The 17,010-nt window shown below is 69.4% G+C and carries 19 protein-coding genes and 1 pseudogene; 6 read left to right on the top strand and 14 right to left on the bottom strand.

Annotation, left to right across the window (positions count from 1 at the left end):
* A complete protein-coding gene (locus N5096_RS08395) occupies nt 1–1,896 on the bottom strand; it encodes a 2-oxoacid:acceptor oxidoreductase subunit alpha (protein WP_267663931.1) in 1,896 nt (631 codons plus the stop codon).
* Between the two features lie 159 nt (nt 1,897–2,055).
* Here N5096_RS08395 and dph5 point away from each other — a divergent pair, with 159 nt between their 5' ends.
* Both dph5 and N5096_RS08385 read left to right on the top strand, forming a co-directional pair.
* Nucleotides 2,056–2,853 (top strand): diphthine synthase, encoded by a 798-nt coding sequence (gene dph5, locus N5096_RS08390; protein WP_267663930.1) that lies wholly within the window; start codon nt 2,056–2,058, stop codon nt 2,851–2,853.
* A gap of 50 nt (nt 2,854–2,903) precedes the next feature.
* The gene (locus tag N5096_RS08385; RefSeq protein ID WP_267663929.1) at nt 2,904–3,290 is read left to right on the top strand and encodes a CBS domain-containing protein; all 387 of its coding nucleotides are present in this window, start codon (nt 2,904–2,906) and stop codon (nt 3,288–3,290) included.
* A 57-nt stretch (nt 3,291–3,347) separates the two neighbouring features.
* On the opposite strand, the gene N5096_RS08380 is transcribed toward N5096_RS08385, so the two are convergent.
* Both N5096_RS08380 and N5096_RS08375 read right to left on the bottom strand, forming a co-directional pair.
* Nucleotides 3,348–3,575: a hypothetical protein gene (locus tag N5096_RS08380; RefSeq protein ID WP_267663928.1), complete on the bottom strand. Its 228-nt coding sequence runs from the start codon at nt 3,573–3,575 to the stop codon at nt 3,348–3,350.
* The gene (locus tag N5096_RS08375) at nt 3,565–3,822 is read right to left on the bottom strand and encodes a hypothetical protein (protein WP_267663927.1); all 258 of its coding nucleotides are present in this window, start codon (nt 3,820–3,822) and stop codon (nt 3,565–3,567) included. Before N5096_RS08375 ends, N5096_RS08380 begins: the two co-directional genes overlap by 11 nt.
* A 153-nt stretch (nt 3,823–3,975) precedes the next feature.
* On the opposite strand from N5096_RS08375, the gene N5096_RS08370 reads away from it, so the two are divergent.
* A complete protein-coding gene (locus N5096_RS08370; RefSeq protein WP_267663926.1) occupies nt 3,976–4,350 on the top strand; it encodes a CBS domain-containing protein in 375 nt (124 codons plus the stop codon).
* Nucleotides 4,351–4,382: 32 nt separating this feature from the next.
* On the opposite strand, the gene N5096_RS08365 is transcribed toward N5096_RS08370, so the two are convergent.
* The 9 genes from N5096_RS08365 to N5096_RS08325 form a co-directional block, all read right to left on the bottom strand.
* Nucleotides 4,383–5,627 (bottom strand): MgtC/SapB family protein, encoded by a 1,245-nt coding sequence (locus N5096_RS08365; protein ID WP_267664048.1) that lies wholly within the window; start codon nt 5,625–5,627, stop codon nt 4,383–4,385.
* Nucleotides 5,628–5,777: 150 nt separating this feature from the next.
* Nucleotides 5,778–6,740 carry an archaeosortase A gene (artA, locus tag N5096_RS08360; RefSeq protein ID WP_267663925.1) on the bottom strand — a complete coding sequence of 321 codons (963 nt, stop codon included), beginning with the start codon at nt 6,738–6,740 and terminating at the stop codon, nt 5,778–5,780.
* Between the two features lie 132 nt (nt 6,741–6,872).
* Nucleotides 6,873–7,325: a transcription elongation factor Spt5 gene (locus N5096_RS08355; RefSeq protein ID WP_267663924.1), complete on the bottom strand. Its 453-nt coding sequence runs from the start codon at nt 7,323–7,325 to the stop codon at nt 6,873–6,875.
* Entirely contained in the window at nt 7,325–7,501 is a 177-nt protein-coding gene (locus tag N5096_RS08350; protein WP_092566712.1) for a protein translocase SEC61 complex subunit gamma, read from the bottom strand. Before N5096_RS08350 ends, N5096_RS08355 begins: the two co-directional genes overlap by 1 nt.
* A 116-nt stretch (nt 7,502–7,617) precedes the next feature.
* Nucleotides 7,618–8,772: a cell division protein FtsZ gene (gene ftsZ, locus N5096_RS08345; RefSeq protein ID WP_267663922.1), complete on the bottom strand. Its 1,155-nt coding sequence runs from the start codon at nt 8,770–8,772 to the stop codon at nt 7,618–7,620.
* A 159-nt stretch (nt 8,773–8,931) separates the two neighbouring features.
* Nucleotides 8,932–10,383 carry a D-aminoacyl-tRNA deacylase gene (locus tag N5096_RS08340; protein ID WP_267663921.1) on the bottom strand — a complete coding sequence of 484 codons (1,452 nt, stop codon included), beginning with the start codon at nt 10,381–10,383 and terminating at the stop codon, nt 8,932–8,934.
* 567 nt (nt 10,384–10,950) lie between these two features.
* Complete coding sequence (locus tag N5096_RS08335; protein ID WP_267663919.1) at nt 10,951–11,901, bottom strand: calcium/sodium antiporter; 951 nt, start codon at nt 11,899–11,901, stop codon at nt 10,951–10,953.
* Between the two features lie 89 nt (nt 11,902–11,990).
* On the bottom strand, nt 11,991–12,185 hold the full coding sequence (locus tag N5096_RS08330; protein ID WP_267663917.1) for a DUF7333 family protein: 195 nt from the start codon (nt 12,183–12,185) through the stop codon (nt 11,991–11,993).
* Nucleotides 12,186–12,293: 108 nt separating this feature from the next.
* Nucleotides 12,294–13,214, bottom strand: coding sequence for a PhzF family phenazine biosynthesis protein (locus tag N5096_RS08325; RefSeq protein ID WP_267663915.1), 921 nt, complete (start codon nt 13,212–13,214; stop codon nt 12,294–12,296).
* Between the two features lie 91 nt (nt 13,215–13,305).
* On the opposite strand from N5096_RS08325, the gene N5096_RS08320 reads away from it, so the two are divergent.
* Complete coding sequence (locus N5096_RS08320; protein ID WP_267663914.1) at nt 13,306–14,655, top strand: alkaline phosphatase family protein; 1,350 nt, start codon at nt 13,306–13,308, stop codon at nt 14,653–14,655.
* A 6-nt stretch (nt 14,656–14,661) separates the two neighbouring features.
* Nucleotides 14,662–15,294 carry a DUF7097 family protein gene (locus N5096_RS08315; protein WP_267663913.1) on the top strand — a complete coding sequence of 211 codons (633 nt, stop codon included), beginning with the start codon at nt 14,662–14,664 and terminating at the stop codon, nt 15,292–15,294.
* Between the two features lie 37 nt (nt 15,295–15,331).
* Here the strand turns inward: N5096_RS08315 and N5096_RS08310 are convergent, their stop codons facing one another.
* Nucleotides 15,332–16,072, bottom strand: a complete 741-nt coding sequence (locus N5096_RS08310) for a hypothetical protein (RefSeq protein WP_267664047.1) — start codon at nt 16,070–16,072, stop codon at nt 15,332–15,334.
* A gap of 162 nt (nt 16,073–16,234) precedes the next feature.
* Here N5096_RS08310 and N5096_RS08305 point away from each other — a divergent pair.
* A pseudogene (locus N5096_RS08305) lies at nt 16,235–16,549 on the top strand (DUF6517 family protein); the annotation flags it as partial.
* A 10-nt stretch (nt 16,550–16,559) separates the two neighbouring features.
* Here the strand turns inward: N5096_RS08305 and N5096_RS08300 are convergent.
* The coding region (locus N5096_RS08300; RefSeq protein WP_267663911.1) for a transposase at nt 16,560–17,010 on the bottom strand (451 nt) is incomplete at its 5' end.

Here is a 17,010-nt window from a genome sequence, read left to right as displayed (position 1 = left end):
TTAATCACCTGCAGCTGGGACGAAGGTGGTCTGATGGCCGGACGCGTCGCCGTCGCCCTCGACGACCGCGGCCTCGAACCCGTCGACGATCTCCGCCGGCTCGAACGGGTTCCCGTTGTACTTCAGCAGGCTCGACAGCCTCTCGCCGTAGCGGCCGAGGTGCTTCTGGACGAGCCCGCGGAACTGTGCCGACGCGGTCATCTCGACGACGAGCACCTCGTCGACGCTCTCGATGAACGCCTCGACCTGCTCGGTCGGGAACGGCGCCATGTCGGAGACGCCGTACGACTTCACCGAGACGCCGGCGTCGTTGAGCCGGCCGACGGCCTCCTCGACGGTGCCCTGCTGGCTCCCGAAGGTGAGGATACCGTACTGGGCGTCATCGGGACCGGCGTACGAGCCGGTGTCGACCGTGTCGAGGTCGGCGCGGATCGCCTCCAGCTTCTGGGTCCGGCGGTCGATCTGCGCGACGCGGTTGTCCGGCGACTCCTCGATGTGGCCGGTCGGGCTGTGCTCGTTGCCGGTCGCGAGGAAGCGACCGCCCTTCTGGCCGGGGATCGAGCGCGGGGAGACGCCGTCCTCGACGTCGTGCTGGAAGCGGTGGAACTTCCCGTCGGGCGAATGCGGCTCGTCGGCGAGCGCGTCCTCGCTCAGGGTCTTCCCGAGCGTCGGGTTCGGCTCGCGGTCGAAGTGGCTCTTCGGGACGTTCACCAGTTCGCCGCCGAGCTTCTGATCGTACAGGAGGATCGACGGGATCTGGTACTCGTATGCCAGTCGGAAGGCGATCCGCGACTGCTCGTACGCCTCCTCGACGGTCCCGGGCGCTAAGACGACGCGCTGGGAGTCGCCCTGCGAGGTGTAGAGGACGTGTTCGAGGTCGGACTGCTCCGGCTTCGTCGGCATCCCGGTCGACGGGCCGGCGCGCATGGCCTCGACGAGGACGACGGGCGTCTCCGTCATCTCCGCGAGCCCGAGCGGCTCCGACATCAGCGCGAAGCCGCCGCCGGAGGAGCCGGACATGGCTTTCACGCCGGCGTGCGAGGCGCCGACCGCAAGCGCGGCCGCCGCGATCTCGTCTTCGACCTGCTCGGAGATCCCGCCGAGCTTCGGCAGGTTCTTCGTCATGATAGTGAACACCTCGGTCCACGGCGTCATCGGGTAGCCGGCGATGAACCGGCAGCCCTCGTCGATGGCGCCGTAGGAGATGGCGTCCGAGCCAGACATGAGCAGCTGCGTCTCGTCGTGCTCGCCGGTCGGGACGTTGACGTCCGGCGCGTCGACGTCGTGCTCGTCGCGCACCTGGTCGTACGCGATCTGGAGGATCTCGAGGTTCGGCTCGAGGATCTTCTCCGGCATCGCGTCGCGCATGAGGTCCTGGACGTGGTCGAGGTCCATCCCTGTCAGCGCGCAGGTCGCGCCGACGCCGGCGGTGTTGCGCATGACCTCTCGGCCCTGGTCGCGCGCAAGTCCGCGGAGGTCGAGGGGGTACACGTGCCAGTCGTTCTCCTCGGCGCGCTCCTCGAAGTTCGGGATCTCGGAGGCGTCCAAGAGCCCCTCGTCGTAGACGATGACGCCGCCCTCCCGGAGCTCGTCTAAGTTCTCCGAGAGCGGCTTGATCTCCTCGTTCCCGTAGACGGCTTCCTCCTGCGGGTTCCGGGCGAACGAGTCGCCGAGCGCCAGCAGGAAGTTGTAGCCGTCCCCGCGGGAGGTCACCGGGTCTCCCGAGGCGCGGACCTCGGTGTAGGTGTGACCGCCGCGGATGCGGGACGGGTAGTGGCGATGCGTGAACACGTTGAGCCCCGATCGCATCAAGGCCTTTGCGAAGTTCTGGCTCGTCGAAGCGATCCCGTCGCCGGATCCCCCCGATATCCGCCAGATGAGTTCGTCGTCAGTCATAGTGGTATGTGAGCCCGTGAGGGCCTCGTACCCCGTCGTTGTGTTGGTTACCTCTTAGGGCTTGCTATGGAATCACAAGGATCAATCATGAAAGACCTTTAGGTCGAAGGAGGACCGTCGTTCCGCGCCCTTTTACCCGCCACCCGCCCGACTGCCGATATGCTCACGTTCATCGGGCTCGGTCTCTACGACGAGCGGTCGGTCACGGTCGAGGGGCGCGAGGCGCTACGCGCCGCCGATCGGGTCTTCGCCGAGTTCTACACCAGTAAGCTGGTCGGCGCCGGCGTCGACGAGCTGGCGGCGCACCACGGCGTCGAGGTCGAGGTCCGGGCGCGCGAGGGGGTCGAGCGGGACCCCGAACCGATCCTTGCGGCCGCCGCCGAGGGCGACGTCGCCTTCTGTACCGCCGGCGACACGATGATCTCGACGACCCACACGGACCTCCGGCTGCGCGCGGAGGAGCGCGGGATCGAGACCCGCGTGATCCACGGCGTGACCGCCCAGTCGGCCGCCTCGAGCCTCACCGGGCTTCAGAACTACCGGTTCGGCAAGGCGACGACGCTCCCCTTCCCGTACGCCCACGGCGGCGACGACGTGCCCGAAAGCGTGATCGAGACGATCGAGGCGAACCGCGAGCGCGGGCTCCACAGCGTCGTCTACCTCGACATCAAGGTCGGTACCGGGCCGAGCGGTCCCGATCCGGACCACGAGGAGTACATGACCGCCGACGTCGCGGCCGGCCTGCTCGCTGAGGGGTGGCGCGACGAGCTCGCCGTCGTCGTCGCCCGCGCGGGCTCACCAGACCCCGTGGTCGTCGCCGACCGCCTCGGCGCGCTGGCCGACCGGGAGTTCGGCGACCCGCTTCACCTCCTCGTGATCCCCGGCGACCTCCACCACGTCGAGGCCGACGCGCTCGCCGGGTTCGCCGGGGCGCCGGCGGATCTCGTCGGCGAGTGAGCCGCGAACAACCGGACGTTTGATATTCCCGTTCCGCGTTATCACGTCTCATGGGAGAAGACACCGTCGAGCGGCTGATGTCGACCGACCTCGTCACGACCGCCCCCGGAGCCGCCGCCGCGGACGCGGCGAACCGCATGCTGGAGACGGGGGTGAGCTCTCTCGTCGTCGTCGACGGGGACGGGCGCCTCGTGGGGCTGATCACCGCGACGGATTTCGTCTCGCTCGTCCGGCGGAACGACCCGGAAGACGAGACGCCCGTCGAGGCGTTCATGACGACGGACGTCGTCACCGTCTCCCCCGACGACCCCGTCGAGGAGCTCTCGGATCCCACGGACCGCGGGTACACGCACCTGCCGGTGGTCGCCGCTGGCGGCGAGCTGGTCGGGATGCTGTCGACGACGGACCTGACGGCGTACCTCTCGGGACGGCGGTGAGCCTCGCGACGAAGCGCGGTCCGAGCCGGGAAAACGAGCGGTCGCGCGTCCGGCCGGTCAGCGTCCCGACGCGTTCACTTGGTCGTCGTACGTCGCGCCCGCCGCGATCAGGAAGCCGATTATTGCGGTGACGAGCGCGATGCTCCCGATAGCCACGACGGCGATCGAGAACAAGTCGCCGGGGAGCACCCGCGCGGACGTCAGCAGCGAGACGGCCGTGACGAACCCGATCAGCAGCAGCAGCCGCCCGAGGCGCGCGACGTCGATCCCGTTGTCACTCGACATATGTTCTGAGTTCGTTGATGACGCCGTCGTACCCGTCCTCGTTGGCCTCCGCCCCGAGCGAGTGGATGGACTGGCAGATCCACATTCCCGCGGTGAAGTTCAGTAGCGCGACGAACGACACTACTCCGAGCTGCGAGTCTACGGTGAGCCCGATGAGGAATCCGAGCGGGAGCGTCACCGACATGATGGCGTGCGTGAGTAGCGACCGCGTCCCGAAGTCGTCCAGCGAGCCGAGAACCCCTGACATATGAGTAGTGTATGTTCGGACGCGTATATACGCTCGGTCGGACAGCGTCACGTCCCCTCGGAGGGGACCCCCGGCCCGGGCCGAAACCGTTGGACCGAGGAGAGTACGAAACGCACCGGAAGAGTAATCAAATTCGGTAGCACATGTCACGGTATGGATCTGAACGACCGGACCCGCGTCAGCGAGATCATGTCGACGCCGTTGGAGACGATCGGGGCGAGCGAGCCGCTGCGAGAGGTCGCGCGTCGGATGGACGGCGACGGCATCAGCGCGCTCGTCGTGACGACGGGCGGCGGGTGTATCGTCACGCAGAGTGACATCGTCGGCGCCGTCGCGGCCGGCCGCGACCTCGACGAGGCCGTCGTCCGCGACGTGATGACAGAGGACGTGGAGACGGTGACGCCGGACCTCATGATGGAGGAGGTCGCGGCGATGATGACGATGTACGAGGTCAAACACCTCCCCGTCGTCGACGACGACTACGTCGGCATGGTCTCGTCGACCGACGTGGCGGCGCACCTCTCGTGAGTTGAGCGCGTCGCGACAACGCCGCGTGCCGCTCAGAACAGAAGCAGCGGGACGCCGACGGCGACGCCGACCGCGATCAGCACGAGGTTCCAGAGGAGCACCGGTCGGACCAGCTCGCGGGCGATGCTCGCCGCGAACGCGGTCTTGACCAGGATGCTCGCGGCCGTCCCGGCGACGACGCCGGCGACCGCGGTGTCGACGGTTATCTGACCGGTCCCGAGCAGCGAGACCGCGGTCGTCGTCGCGGTCCCGGAGGAGACGAGCCCCGCGAGGAACGACGTGACGACGAACCCGCCCGCGCCGAAGGCCCGCTCCGCGGCGGCAGAGGCGAGCAGCACCGCGACGAACAGCGCCCCGAACGTCAGGGCGTTCCGGAGGCTGAACGGGGAGGTGAGCTCCGCCTCCATCGTCGTCCGCCAGTCGCTTCGCCACACCGCGATGAGCACGCCGACGACCGTGACCGCGCCGAGCGGCGCGCCGACCACCAGGGCGGCCTCCGGGACGAAGGCGGCGACGACCGCGGCGTTCCGGAGGGCCATCGCGGCGTTCGCAAGCAGGATCGATCCCACCGCGATGTCGAGTAGGTCGGACTCCCCTTTCGCCCGCTTCGCCATCTCCGCGACGACCGCCGTCGAGTTCACGAGGCCGCCGAAGAAGCCGGTGACCGCGTAGCCGCGCCCCTGATACCGCTTCACGAGGACGTAGTTGACGAAGCCGATGGCGCTGACGGCGACGACGAGCGACCAGATGAGCCGCGGCTGGACCGCGCCCCACGGGTCGACCGTCTCCGCCGGGAGCAGCGGGAAGACGACGAACGCGAGGATGGTGAACTCCACCGCGCTGCGGACCTCCTCCCGGGAGAGCCCCCACGCGAACTCGTGGAGCTCCCGCTTCAACACGAGCAAAAGCGAGGAGAGCATCGCCACCGTCACCGCCTCGATGAAGAACTCCTCGGCGACGAGCGCCCCGACCCCGTACGTGACGAGCATCGACACCGAGGTGGTGAGTGAGAGGCCGTCGACGTCCTCCTCGACGAAGCTCCGGACCGCGAGCAGCACTGCGCTGGCGACGATCAGCACCCCACCGACGATCAGGAGGCCGTCGTCGTCGAGCAGCGAGAACACCGCCGCCGCGAGGCTGATCAGCGCGAACGTCCGGATCCCCGCCGACTTCTGTGACCACTCCCGCTCGAGCCCCAGGAACATCCCGAGCGCGGTCGCTAAGACGAGCTTCGCGACGTTGGTCTGGAGGTAGACGAGGGGGTCGACCGCCGTCAACGCGACCGGACCCGTCACGGCTGCCCACCCCGCCGAGGCCGCTGCCGCGTCGGGGGAGTCGTCTCGCGCATGGGCCGGTGTTCCGCGCAGCCGACCCTATATTTTGTCATGAGGGCCGCGCCGTCCGTCCCTCGCGGTCCGCCCCGGCGGTCACCGGTTCGTCGGCTCCCGCGGGAGGTCCAGCGACTCCGTCAGGTCGTGCTCGTCGCCCGTGAGCAGGTAGAGGACGTCCTCGAGGATGACGGCGAGCTCCGGGAGCTCCCGGACCGCGAGGAACGTGATCCCGATCAGCGCCACGACCGCGAGGAGCTGGCTCATGATCCGGTCCGAGATGAGGAAGGAGACCCGGTACGGGTCGGTCGCGCCGAACATCGCGAGCACGAGGTCGGTCTGCCACTGCATGTACTGGTTGCCCGCGACGACGGAGATGAACGTGGTCCGGAAGATGTTGAGCACGTAGATGAGCGGGATCGACACCGCGAGCGCGCGGAGCTTGCGCGAGAGCGGCGCCTTCACGGCGGCGACGAGGCCGCCGAAGATCGCCATGCTCCCGAGCCCCGTACACGCCAGGACGACGTGGATCGTGACGGTGTGGCCGTCGGCGAGCGTCCACGCGTACGCCGCGTCGTACCCCTCGTAGCTCGCCACGCGCTCCGGGGCGTAGCCGAGGAGGTCGATGAGGAACCCGGTCTGGGTCGCGACGGCCTCGATGAGGATCCGGCGCGGCTCGGGGACGGCGAAGCCGGCGACCGAGAACGCCGGGATCGTCTCGAACGGGAGGTAGATGAGCAGCATGATCGCGATCGCCCGCGTCAGCGTGAACAACGAGGCGCGGCCGTTATACAGCAGGTAGCCGGCGTAGACGCAGGCCGGGACGCCGACCAAGGCGAGGATCGACTCGACGTAGCTCTGGTGTTCGAACGCGAAGTACGGGACCGTCGTCAGCCAGAAGAGCCCGAACAGCGCCCACGTGCCCGCCGCGAGCGACCGGCCCGCGGCCAGCCCGCGGCTGTCGAGCAGCCACGAGGCGGCAAAGAGGATCGCGACGAGCCAGGCGAAGGTGAACGTGTCGGGGACCAGGCTCAGTATCGCCGGCACGCCGGGACCGAACATGTCGAATCCATCGGTCGTCGTCGAATAAAGCCCTTGTCGTTGCCGACGATCGGTCGGGTCGCTCGGGGGAGAGGCGGCGGAGAAAGCGGGAGACGAGAGAGAGGCCGAAGGAGAAAGCGAGGCCCGGCGCGGTCAGCGCTCGTCGGAGTCGAGCACCCGGATCTGGTCGCCGCGGACGGTGACCGGGATCGGGACGGTCGCCTCGTACAGCTCGACGGTCACCTGGTCTTTCCCCTCGTCGATGCGCTGGACGCGGGCCTTCTCGCCTTTAAACGGTCCCGCGATCAGCTCGACGATGTCGCCCTCGGCGATCCCCTCGACGTCGGGGGTCGGCGAGAGGAAGTGCTCGACCTCGGAGAAGGGACTCCTGGCGGGCCCGTCGCCGCCCTGAATGACGCCGCGGGCGTGCGGGATCTCGTCGAGGATCCGCGCGAAGACGCTGCCGTCCGTCGCCTCAACCATCACGTAGCTCGTGAGCTGGTCGGGCGCGATGACCGCCTGGATCTCCGGCATCTCCTTCTCGGCGAGCATGTCGGCGACGGTCCGCTCCTGGCTCGCGGTGGTCTTGACCGAGAAGATCGGCATCAGACGCCGACCCCCGGCAGGAGGCTCATGATCGCGAACATCAGGAAGCCGATGAAGCCGACGAGGAGGATGCCGGCGCCGGCGATCTTCGACACCTGGAGGAACTCGTCGGTGCTCGGCGTGCTCGCCAGTTTCAGCACCCGAACGTAGCTGTTGAGGTCGTACGGAACGTCCATGTTACGACGCGCTTCGAGGCGAGACGGTTTTTACCTTTTGATGCGAGGCGTCCGTCGGTCCGCGGAGGGAAACCGCCAGAAGGAACTCTATCGGGACGGGGCGCGTCGCCGGCGCGTCACTCCACGTAGTCGATGTCTTCCATCTCCGGGTCCGTCCCCTCCGGCGGCTCGCCGTTGTTCCCGTAGATCTGGGGCGACTCGACGCCGGTCACGACGATCATGGTCCGCATCTCGCCCTCCAAGTCGTCGTCGACCGAGGTCCCCCAGATGATCCGGGCGTCGGGGTCGATCCGGTCGTAGATCTCCTCGACGACGCCCTCAGCCTCCTCGATGGACATGTCCGTGCCGCCCGTGACGTTGACCAGCGCGGAGTTCGCGCCCGAGATGTCGACGTCGAGCAGCGGCGAGCGGAGCGCCGACTTCACCGAGTCCTGCGCCTTCGAGTCGGAGTCGGACTCGCCGAGGCCGATCATCGCGACGCCGCCCTTCTCCATGACGGTGCGGACGTCGGCGAAGTCGAGGTTGACCAGCCCGGGCATCGTGATGAGCTCCGTGATGCCCTTCACCGAGCGCATCAGCACCTCGTCGGACACCTTGAACGCCTGCCGGACCGGGAGCTTTCCGACCGCGTCGAGCAGGCGGTCGTTGGGGACGACGATGACGGTGTCGCTCACGTCGCGGAGCCGTTCGAGGCCAGCCTCCGCGTTCGTCCGGCGGACCTCGCCCTCGGCCGTGAACGGCGTCGTGACGATGGCGATGGTCAGGGCCCCCGACTCGCGGGCGGCCTTCGCGACGACCGGCGCCGAGCCGGTCCCCGTGCCCCCGCCGAGCCCGGCGGTGACGAACACCATGTCGGAGCCGTCGATGGCGTCCTGGATCTCCTCTTGGGACTCGATGGCCGCCTCCTCGCCCACTTGCGGGAGCGAACCGGCGCCGCGGCCCTGCGTCTTCTGTTGGCCCATGAGGATCTTCGTGTCGGCCTCAATGTTGACGAGGTGCTGGACGTCGGTGTTGGCCGCGACCAGCTTCGCCCCGTGGATCCCCTCCTCGGTCATCCGGTTGACCGTGTTCCCGCCGGCGCCGCCGCAGCCGACGACGGTGATGTTGGTCTGGAGGTCTTGGAGGACGTCCTCCAGTTCGTCGTCGGTCATGGTTCCGGACTGTGGCGGGGCGGGGCCGGTCGCGTCGCTCGCGCCGGTGCCGGCCTCCCCGGCGCCGTCCGCCGGGGATTCCTCGGCTTCGTCGATGGCGTCCTCTACGATAGAGTCCATTATGTGGTGTGGTTGCGACCCGGACGTATTTATTTTTGCCCGATCGTCTGACGGGGGTCAGACGTCGGCGGACCGGCAGAGAGCGTCCACGACGCGTGGGACGGCTGGCTCGGGGTCCGGCGCGAGGTCGCGATCGGCGTCCTTGCCCGGGTTCGCGAGTCACTCCGCCGGGCCCTCGTCGTCGATCGGGAACCGGTCCGTCCGCGCCCGCGACACGTCGCCCGGGGCAACCGTCTCGCCGTCGACCTCAACCGGCTCGCCGTCGGCGAGCCGACCGAACGCCGGCCCCTCCGGAACGCCGCGGACCCGGGCGAGGTCGGGATCGAACGCGGTCTCGCTAGCGACGACCGCGCTGTCTCCCACTTCGACCGAGTCGTATCCCTCCGCGAGCACCTCGGCGAGCCCGTCGACGAGGTCGGCGTACCCGGGAGCGTCCGCGTCGTCCGCGAAGGCGACCGCTCCCGCCGCGCGGGTCCCGGCCTGTTCGGTGTCGAAGGCGACCGCGTTCGCCGCGACCGCGTCGCGGGTCGCGTCCGGATCGATCCCCTGCGCCCGCGAGAGGAGGGCGCCCGGGAGCTCGCGGAGCCCGATCGCGTCGGCGTCCGGCTCCGCGGGGACGACCCCGCCGAACCGGAGCCCGTCGTCGACGGTCGCGAGGGCGGCCTCGAGCCGCTGGACCAGCGGGAGCGGGCGGTCGCCGACCTCGCGGACCCACGTCTCGCTCACGACGCGGTGGCCGAGCTCCTCGACGACCGCGGCGAGCTCGGGCCTGTCGCCCTCGATCACGGCGCGGTCGGCGCGGCTGCGCGCGAACGCCTGCTCGACCGTCTCGCGGTTCGCCTCGGCCGCGCCCATCTCGCCGAGCGCCCAGTCGGCGCCCACGTGGCCCACGGCCCAGGCGGTGTCGCGGGCGATCCGGGTGAACCGCGGCGCGTAGTGCCCGCCGCCGAAGCCGACGACGTGGCGGGGGAAGGGGTCGCCCGAGTCGTCGGAGCCGCCCGCGTTGTCGGCGTCGCCGTCGACCAGGTCCGGGCCGGTGCCCTCGAGGTCGAGGACCGCCCGCGCGACCGCCTCGGCCGCGTCCGGGTCCGCCCACTGCGGCTCGTCGGAACCGAGCTCGACGAACAGCGAGGGGACGGAGACGCTCGTCGGCCCGTGGTGGGTGCACTCGATGCCGACGTCGTACCCCTCCGGGGCGTGCGTCGCCAGCGCCTCGACGACGCGCTTCTCGGCGCCGGGGGCCGCGTTCGCGAGCGTCTCCGGCTCGCCGCCGTACGGCGCCGGGCCGAAGTTCCCGGTGACGTGGGCGGTCAGGAGCTCCCCCGTCTCCCCGGAGTGCCTGGAGACGAAGACGAGGAAGTCGGGGGTGGTGTCGGCGGCGTCACCCGTGTCGTCCGTATCGCCGCCGAACGCGGCCACCGGATCGTCGAGTTCGATGTGGAGGTCGTCGAACTCCCGGAGTTCGAACCCGTCGGCCCGGTAGTAGGTCCCGCCGCCCACAGCATCGGGGCGAGTCTCGTCCTCGTATCGCTCCCAGTCACCGACCGCGAGCAGGCGCTCGCCGATGTGTTCGGAGGCGCTGTCGGCCCGGCTGACGACGATCGCTATCACGGACTCCGGTCGGGGGCGGGCGGCCGAATAGGCGTCGGTTCGAACGCGATACGATGTCGCGTGGTTGGCGTCAGGCGGGTCTGAGGGAGCAGTCGGTCGGTTGTAATTGCCTGATACCGGATCAGCGGTGAACACCTCCAAAGCCCCAGCCGCTCGCTTATAAATAGTCGGTAGCGGACCGTCGGTGAACCACTCCAAAGCCCCAGCCGCTCGGCTATACGTTGTTGCGGTCGCTGTGGCCGAGAACACCTCCAAAGCCCCAGCCGCGAGGGCTCGCGCGCCTTGCTGCGCTCCTCGCTCGCTATCGCTCGCTGCGGTGCTTGCTACGGCGTGCTTCGCCCTCGCGCCTGCCCCTTTGGATCCCACCCCGACCGCAACCGCACGGCACCTCACACCTCCCCAGCCTCGTCAGTCGTCCTCCGCTTCGCTCCGGACGACTGACTCCCTCGCACGCGCTCCTCGCGGCCGCCAGAGGCGGCCACTCGGAGGCGCGCGCCGCCGCGGATTCTCGGCTCTATTTATAAGGGTTACAGGCGTCAGGCACCCATCCAGCGAGATTTCCCGCGCTCACGGGAACAGCAGGTACGCGAAAATTCCGTACCCGACGACGAGGGCCGCGCCGTCGACGCGCGAGATGCGCTCGCCGCGGTACATGAGCCCGACGAGGACGGCGGTGAAAGCGAGCAGCGCGGGGAACTCGAAGCCACGCACGCCGGCGCTCACGCCGATCGGGCGGATGACCGCGATGATCCCGATGACGGCGAGGACGTTGTAGATGTTCGACCCGACGACGTTGCCGACGCTGAACTCCGCCTCGCCGCGGACGGCGGCGACGAGGCTCGCCGCCAGCTCGGGGAGCGAGGTGCCGAGCGCGAGCACCGTGAGCCCGATGAAGATGTCGGAGAAGCCGGCCGCGGAGAGCAGCGACTCCCCGCCGTCGATCAGCCACTGCGAGCCGAGCACGAGGGCGACGATCCCGCCGACGACGGCGGCGATGTCGCGGAGGCTCGCGTCCGGCATCTCCGCGCGATCCGCGGTAGAGATGTTGGACTGCGTCCGCCGGATCCGGCGCATGACAACGACCGTGAACGCGACGAGCGTCCCGAGCATGAGGAGCCCCCCGGGCCGACCGATGCGCCCGTTCCACCCGAGCCCGACGAGGAGCAGCGCGGCGAGGACCATGAACGGGACGTGGCGCTCGAACACCGTGTCGGAGACGTCGAGGGGTCGAATCAGCGCGGAGACGCCGAGCACGAGCCCGATGTTGGCGATGTTCGACCCGAGAATCGTCCCGAGCCCCACGTCCGTCGACACCGTCACGGCGCCGAGCAGCGAGACGAACAGCTCGGGGGCGGTCGTCGCGAACGCGATGACGGTGACCCCGACGGTCGACGCCTTCAGGCCGACGGCGAGCGCCAGGTCCCTGGCCCCCCTGACGAGCAGTTCGGCGCCCGCGTAGAGGAGCGCGGCACCACCGACGAGAAGCAAGAGTTCGGTGAGCGGCGACCCGATCAACACGGCTTCCGGTTGTCGGGGCTATTTAAAAAGCGCCGTGGTTCACGTCGACGCGAGCCAGACGGCGGGCACTCGCGAGGGCGCGGAGCCGATCAGGCGTGCGCCGCCCGGAACTGGCCGTGTTTCACGCCGATGGCGAACGCGAGCGCTCCGAAAAGGAGCATCGACGGGGCGACCATCATCAGCGTGGTCTGGAGCGGCATCATTCCGCTTCCGATCAGTCCCGCGGTGCCGACCGCGACGATCAGTACCAGCAGCGCTGCAGCGCGTGGGAGGTCGAACTCCATAGCTGGGTTACGTCCCGGGACAGCGTAAACGTTCGGCTCGGCGACGGCGACCGCGTCCCGGGGATCGGCGGGGGCGGGGCGCGGCTCTCGCCGGCGCCGCGCGGTCGCTCACGCCTCGATGATGTCGTCGCCCTCCTCCTCGTCCGGCAGCGTCAGTTCGCCCTCCGTCGAGACGACCGCGCGGCCGCCGACCCGGACCTCGTCGCCGTCGACCCGGACCCTGACGTGGCCGGGGCGGTCGAGGAAGTGGCCCTGCTCGAACCGGAGCTCCTCGGGGAGGTCACCGTCGAACGCGTCGACGGCCTCGAGGTACGCCCCGACCGCGCCGCTCGCCGTGCCCGTGACGGGGTCCTCGGCGACGCCGACGGCGGGCGCGAACGCCCGGCCGTGGAGCGTCGACTCCGCGTCGAGCGCGTCGAACGTGAACGCGTATATCCCGGCGGCGTCGTGTTCGTTCGAGATCGCCTCGACGGCGGCCGCGTCGGGGTCGGCCTCGCCGAGCCGCTCTAAGAAGTTGACCGGGACGACGAGCCACGGGAGCCCGGTCGAGGCGACGGCAACGGGGAGGTCGGCGCCCACGTCCCGGAGGGCCGCGGGGTCGATCCCGAGCGCGTTGCCGAGGCGGTCGGCGTCGAGCTCGCTCTCCTCCACCGTCTCGACCGTCGGCGGGTTCTGGCGCATCCAGACGGTGCCGTCGGGGTCGACCCGGATCTCGAGGTCGCCGACGGCCGTCCGGAGGGTGCGCTCGCCGGCGTCGATCTCCCCGGCGGCGTACAGCGCGGCGTAGCCGGCGATCGTGGCGTGGCCGCACAGGTCCACCTCCGTGGAGGGGGTGAAGTAGCGGACCCGCTCGTCGGCGCCGTCGCCCGCGTCGGACAGGAACGCGGTCTCGGAGGCGCCGAGTTCGGCGGCGATCTTCCCCATCCGGTCGTCGCTCAGGCCGGGCGCGTCCGGCACCACGCCGGCGACGTTCCCGGCCAGCGGTTCGTCCGTGAACGCGTCGACGAGCAGCGCGCGTCGCGTCTCCATACGTCACCCTCGCGGGGGCGCGGTAAAAAAGGGTCCCGAGCCGGCCCGGAGCGATCTCAACCCTTTTGCCCTCCACGCCGGATGTAGCCGTATGGGCCTCTTCGACCGGTTGCGCGGAGCCGACACCCCGCGCGTGGCATTTCTCGGGATCGACGGTCTCCCACACGGTCTCGTCGCCGACAACCCGGACGCGTTCCCGACGCTGTCGGCGATCGCCGACGCCGGCGACGGGGGGCCGATCGACAGCGCCGTGCCGCCGGAGTCGAGCGCGTGCTGGCCCGTGCTCACCAGCGGCCGGAACCCGGGCGAGACCGGCGTCTACGGCTTCCAAGACCGGGAGGTCGGCTCGTACGACACCTACGTGCCGATGGGGAGAGACGTCCAGGCGACCCGCGTGTGGGACCGCGCCACCGACGCCGGGCTCGACGCGACGGTGATGAACGTCCCCGTCACGTTCCCGCCCCAGCGAACGGTGCAACGGATGGTGTCGGGCTACCTCTCGCCCGACGTCGACAAGGCTGCCCACCCCGAAGAGCTCCGCGAGTACCTCACCGGGAGCGACTACCGGCTGTCGGTGAACGCAAAGCTCGGGCACAAAGCGGACAAGTCGGAGTTCATCGAGCACGCCCGCGAGACGCTCGACGCCCGAGCGACCGCCTTCTCCCGGTACGTCGAGCGCGACGACTGGGACCTGTTCGTCGGCGTGTTCACCGCTCCAGACCGGATCAACCACTTCCTGTGGGGCGACTACGCGGAGTCGGGCGAGTACCACGAGGAGTTCCTCGAATTCTACGCCGCGCTCGACGAACACATCGGTGCGATCCGCGAGGCGCTCCCCGAGGACGTACGGCTCGTCGTGGGCTCGACCCACGGCTTCACGCGGCTCCGCCACGACGTCTACTGCAACGAGTGGCTGGAGCGGGAGGGGTGGCTCTCGTACGCCGACGGCGACGACCACGGCGCGCTGGCCGACATCGACGGCGACACCCGCGCGTACTCGCTGGTCCCCGGCCGGTTCTACATCAACCTGGAGGGCCGCGAGCCGGACGGAGTCGTCCCCGAGTCGGAGTACGAGTCCGTGCGTGCCGAGTTGCAGTCGGCCCTCGAGGCGTGGGAGGGCCCGGAGGGGAAGCCGGTCGCGAAGCGCGTCGTCGAGCGCGAGACCGTTTTCCGGGGCGACCACGACGAGATCGCGCCCGACCTCGTGGTCATCCCGAACGAGGGGTTCGACCTCAAGTCCGGCTTCCGCCCCCACGACGAGGTGTTCGACCCGGACGGCCCGCGGACGGGGATGCACACCTTCGAGGACGCCGCCCTCTTCGTCGACCACCCCGACGCGAAGGTCGAGGACGCGGACCTCCTCGACGTCGCACCGACCCTCCTGCGGCTCCTCGACGTCGACTACGGGCGGACCGATCTCGACGGCGCGAGCCTGATCTGACCCGACATGGAACGGACGCCGGACGGGACCCCAGTCGGCGTCGACGACCCGTACGCGGTCGCCGGCGTCTGTGACCACCTGACCGACGACGGCCGCTGTCGCTTCGCGCTGACGCGCGCCGGCGACGACCCGGAGTTCTCCGCGGCCCGCCGCGCCGACGACTACGCCTGCCACGTCGGCGCCGACGACGCGTGGCGGCGGTGTCCCCACTACCGCTCGACGACCGACGGCCGCGAGTGCCGTCGCTGCGGGCTCGAGGAGATCAGGCTCGCCCACGACGGCGATCGGCCGCTGGTGGAGGAACACCACCTCTCGTACGGCGGTACGGGTAGTGAGGGCGACGCCGACGGCGGAGAGGCGGGCGACACTGACGGCGGAGAGGCGGGCGACACTGACGACGGAGAGGCGGGCGACACTGACGACGGAGAGGCGGGCGACGCCGACGACGCCGGCCCCCACGAGATCACCGTCGCGCTGTGTCGCTGGTGTCACACGAAGGTCCACAAGTCGTTCGCGCGGATCGACGACGACGCGAGCCCGGATCCCGAAGCGATCGCGGAGCGGGAGAGCCGCCGGAGCAAAGAGCAGTCCGAGTCGGCCTTCGAGACGGCCAGCGAGCGGTTCGACGAGCGCGGGTAGCGCTCCATCCGCGGCGAGTCGCTCGCGCGGTCCGTCCTCAGGCGTCGGGCTTCGGGCGGATCAGGTTCGCGAGGGCGACGAGCACCCCGAGGAACCACCCGAGCGGGACGGAGATGCCAACCCACATCAGCACGTAGCCGAGGCCGGCGACGCCCCACTGCTCGCCGAACGTTTCCAAGTCGAAGGCGCCGCGGAGCGTCTCGTTGATCCCGCCGACCGCGAGGAAGGTGTCGAGTATCCAAACCGCGAGGTCGTAGCTCGGGTCGAGCACCAGGTTCGAGACGGAGGGCGTGAGCAGCCCGGCGACCACCGGCGGGAGGAAGATCGCGGTCATCGCGAACGGGTACGCGAAGAGGACGCTGACGAACCGCCCGCCAAGCTTCGAGAACCCGGCGGCCGCGCCCGCGGAGACGACCGCCACGACACTGGCGCCGGCGATACCGAGCATCACCTCGGTCGGCAGCTGCAGGTGCGCGAGGAGCGTGAGCGACCCCCAGACGAGCGTCGCGACGAGGACCGCCCCGAGCACCCCGAAGCGAGCGACCGCCGAGTCGAGCTTCGCGGCGTGGAACCGCGTAGCGAACCCGACGAGCAGAAGCGGGTACGCGACGGCGACGAGGGGGGCGCCGAGTATCGACCAGAGGTAGTATCCGACCGTCTGGACGGGCGTCTCCGGTTTCCATTTCCCCAGCACCGCACTCGGATCGAGCTGCCGCGGGAAGACGAGTTCCATCCACGTCTCGTGGAGCCGGATCACGTCAAGGAGGAGCGCTTCCACCAGCCCCGTCTGTCCTCGGCGTTCCATTTGACTCACCTCGCACACGCCCCACCGTGAACTTTGTGCCTCGAGTCGCGGAGCTGATACCCGGCGCACGGCGATTATCAGATCGCAGTCCTCGCGCCGATACGTTTAAGCGTCCCAGTATACCTACCTTCGCTCATGCACAGACGTGGACTGCTCGCGGCGATGGCCGCATCGACGTCCGTCGCCGTCGCCGGCTGCGCCGGCGGCGAAGACGGGAGCTACGAGTTCGACGCGAGCCCGGCCCGAATCCCATCTGGCGCGGCCTCGGAAGCGGGGTACGAGGGCGAGGCGCCGGAGTCGTTCACCATTGAGCAGGAGTTCGAGGCGGCGGGCGTGAACGCCCGGGTGTCGGCGACGACGTGGGTGGCGGGGTACGAGAACCGGAACAACGGATCGGCGCTGTTCGTGGCGAGCACGCCCGACGCGTCGGTCGGCGGCCAGTCGATCCATTCGTCTTTAGCTAAGCCTCACACCTTGGTTGAGTAGCGGTAGCGAGCGTCTCTTGTAAGATCGGTCGTTGCTGGTGGATCTTTTGTGCGTCTTCGATCAGCCGCTCCAACAGCGGCGGTGGTGAGTAGCCGAGGAACTCACCGAGTTCGTGAAGAATGAGCTGGGCGTGCGACCGGAAGGTCGCCGCCCAGCGTTCCGGTGGAAACACGATCTCGTCGTCAGCCTGCTCGGAGACCAGATCCAACAACTCACGGCTCACTAGCAGCGACAGCAACGCCGCATACAGCAAAATCTCCACCACAACAGGGCTGCTCGTGTCGAACTCATCTAGTTCGTATTGAGTCTTCAACTCACGAAACAGCGTTTCTACCTCCCATCGACACCGATACAGCGTCCCTAGATCTGCCGGGAAAAACTCTTCTCTCGGTAGATTTGTGATGTACAGATGGTAGTCGTGGGGG

The sequence above is a fragment of the Halorubrum yunnanense genome (genome assembly GCF_026586675.1).
GTDB lineage: Archaea > Halobacteriota > Halobacteria > Halobacteriales > Haloferacaceae > Halorubrum > Halorubrum yunnanense.
The sequence above is the reverse complement of the archived record's forward strand: the minus strand, read 5'-3'. Positions and strand labels throughout refer to the sequence as shown.

Bases quoted from the DNA above. Each gene is read 5' to 3' on its own strand.
- N5096_RS08375 (WP_267663927.1), bottom strand. From the start codon at position 3,822: ATGTCAGGGGTTCTCGGCTCGCTGGACGACTTCGGGACGCGGTCGCTA.
- dph5 (WP_267663930.1), top strand. From the start codon at position 2,056: ATGCTCACGTTCATCGGGCTCGGTCTCTACGACGAGCGGTCGGTCACG.
- N5096_RS08330 (WP_267663917.1), bottom strand. From the start codon at position 12,185: ATGGAGTTCGACCTCCCACGCGCTGCAGCGCTGCTGGTACTGATCGTC.
- N5096_RS08355 (WP_267663924.1), bottom strand. From the start codon at position 7,325: ATGCCGATCTTCTCGGTCAAGACCACCGCGAGCCAGGAGCGGACCGTC.
- N5096_RS08385 (WP_267663929.1), top strand. From the start codon at position 2,904: ATGGGAGAAGACACCGTCGAGCGGCTGATGTCGACCGACCTCGTCACG.
- N5096_RS08325 (WP_267663915.1), bottom strand. From the start codon at position 13,214: ATGGAGACGCGACGCGCGCTGCTCGTCGACGCGTTCACGGACGAACCG.
- N5096_RS08350 (WP_092566712.1), bottom strand. From the start codon at position 7,501: ATGGACGTTCCGTACGACCTCAACAGCTACGTTCGGGTGCTGAAACTG.
- N5096_RS08380 (WP_267663928.1), bottom strand. From the start codon at position 3,575: ATGTCGAGTGACAACGGGATCGACGTCGCGCGCCTCGGGCGGCTGCTG.
- artA (WP_267663925.1), bottom strand. From the start codon at position 6,740: ATGTTCGGTCCCGGCGTGCCGGCGATACTGAGCCTGGTCCCCGACACG.
- ftsZ (WP_267663922.1), bottom strand. From the start codon at position 8,772: ATGGACTCTATCGTAGAGGACGCCATCGACGAAGCCGAGGAATCCCCG.
- N5096_RS08395 (WP_267663931.1), bottom strand. From the start codon at position 1,896: ATGACTGACGACGAACTCATCTGGCGGATATCGGGGGGATCCGGCGAC.
- N5096_RS08320 (WP_267663914.1), top strand. From the start codon at position 13,306: ATGGGCCTCTTCGACCGGTTGCGCGGAGCCGACACCCCGCGCGTGGCA.
- N5096_RS08315 (WP_267663913.1), top strand. From the start codon at position 14,662: ATGGAACGGACGCCGGACGGGACCCCAGTCGGCGTCGACGACCCGTAC.
- N5096_RS08370 (WP_267663926.1), top strand. From the start codon at position 3,976: ATGGATCTGAACGACCGGACCCGCGTCAGCGAGATCATGTCGACGCCG.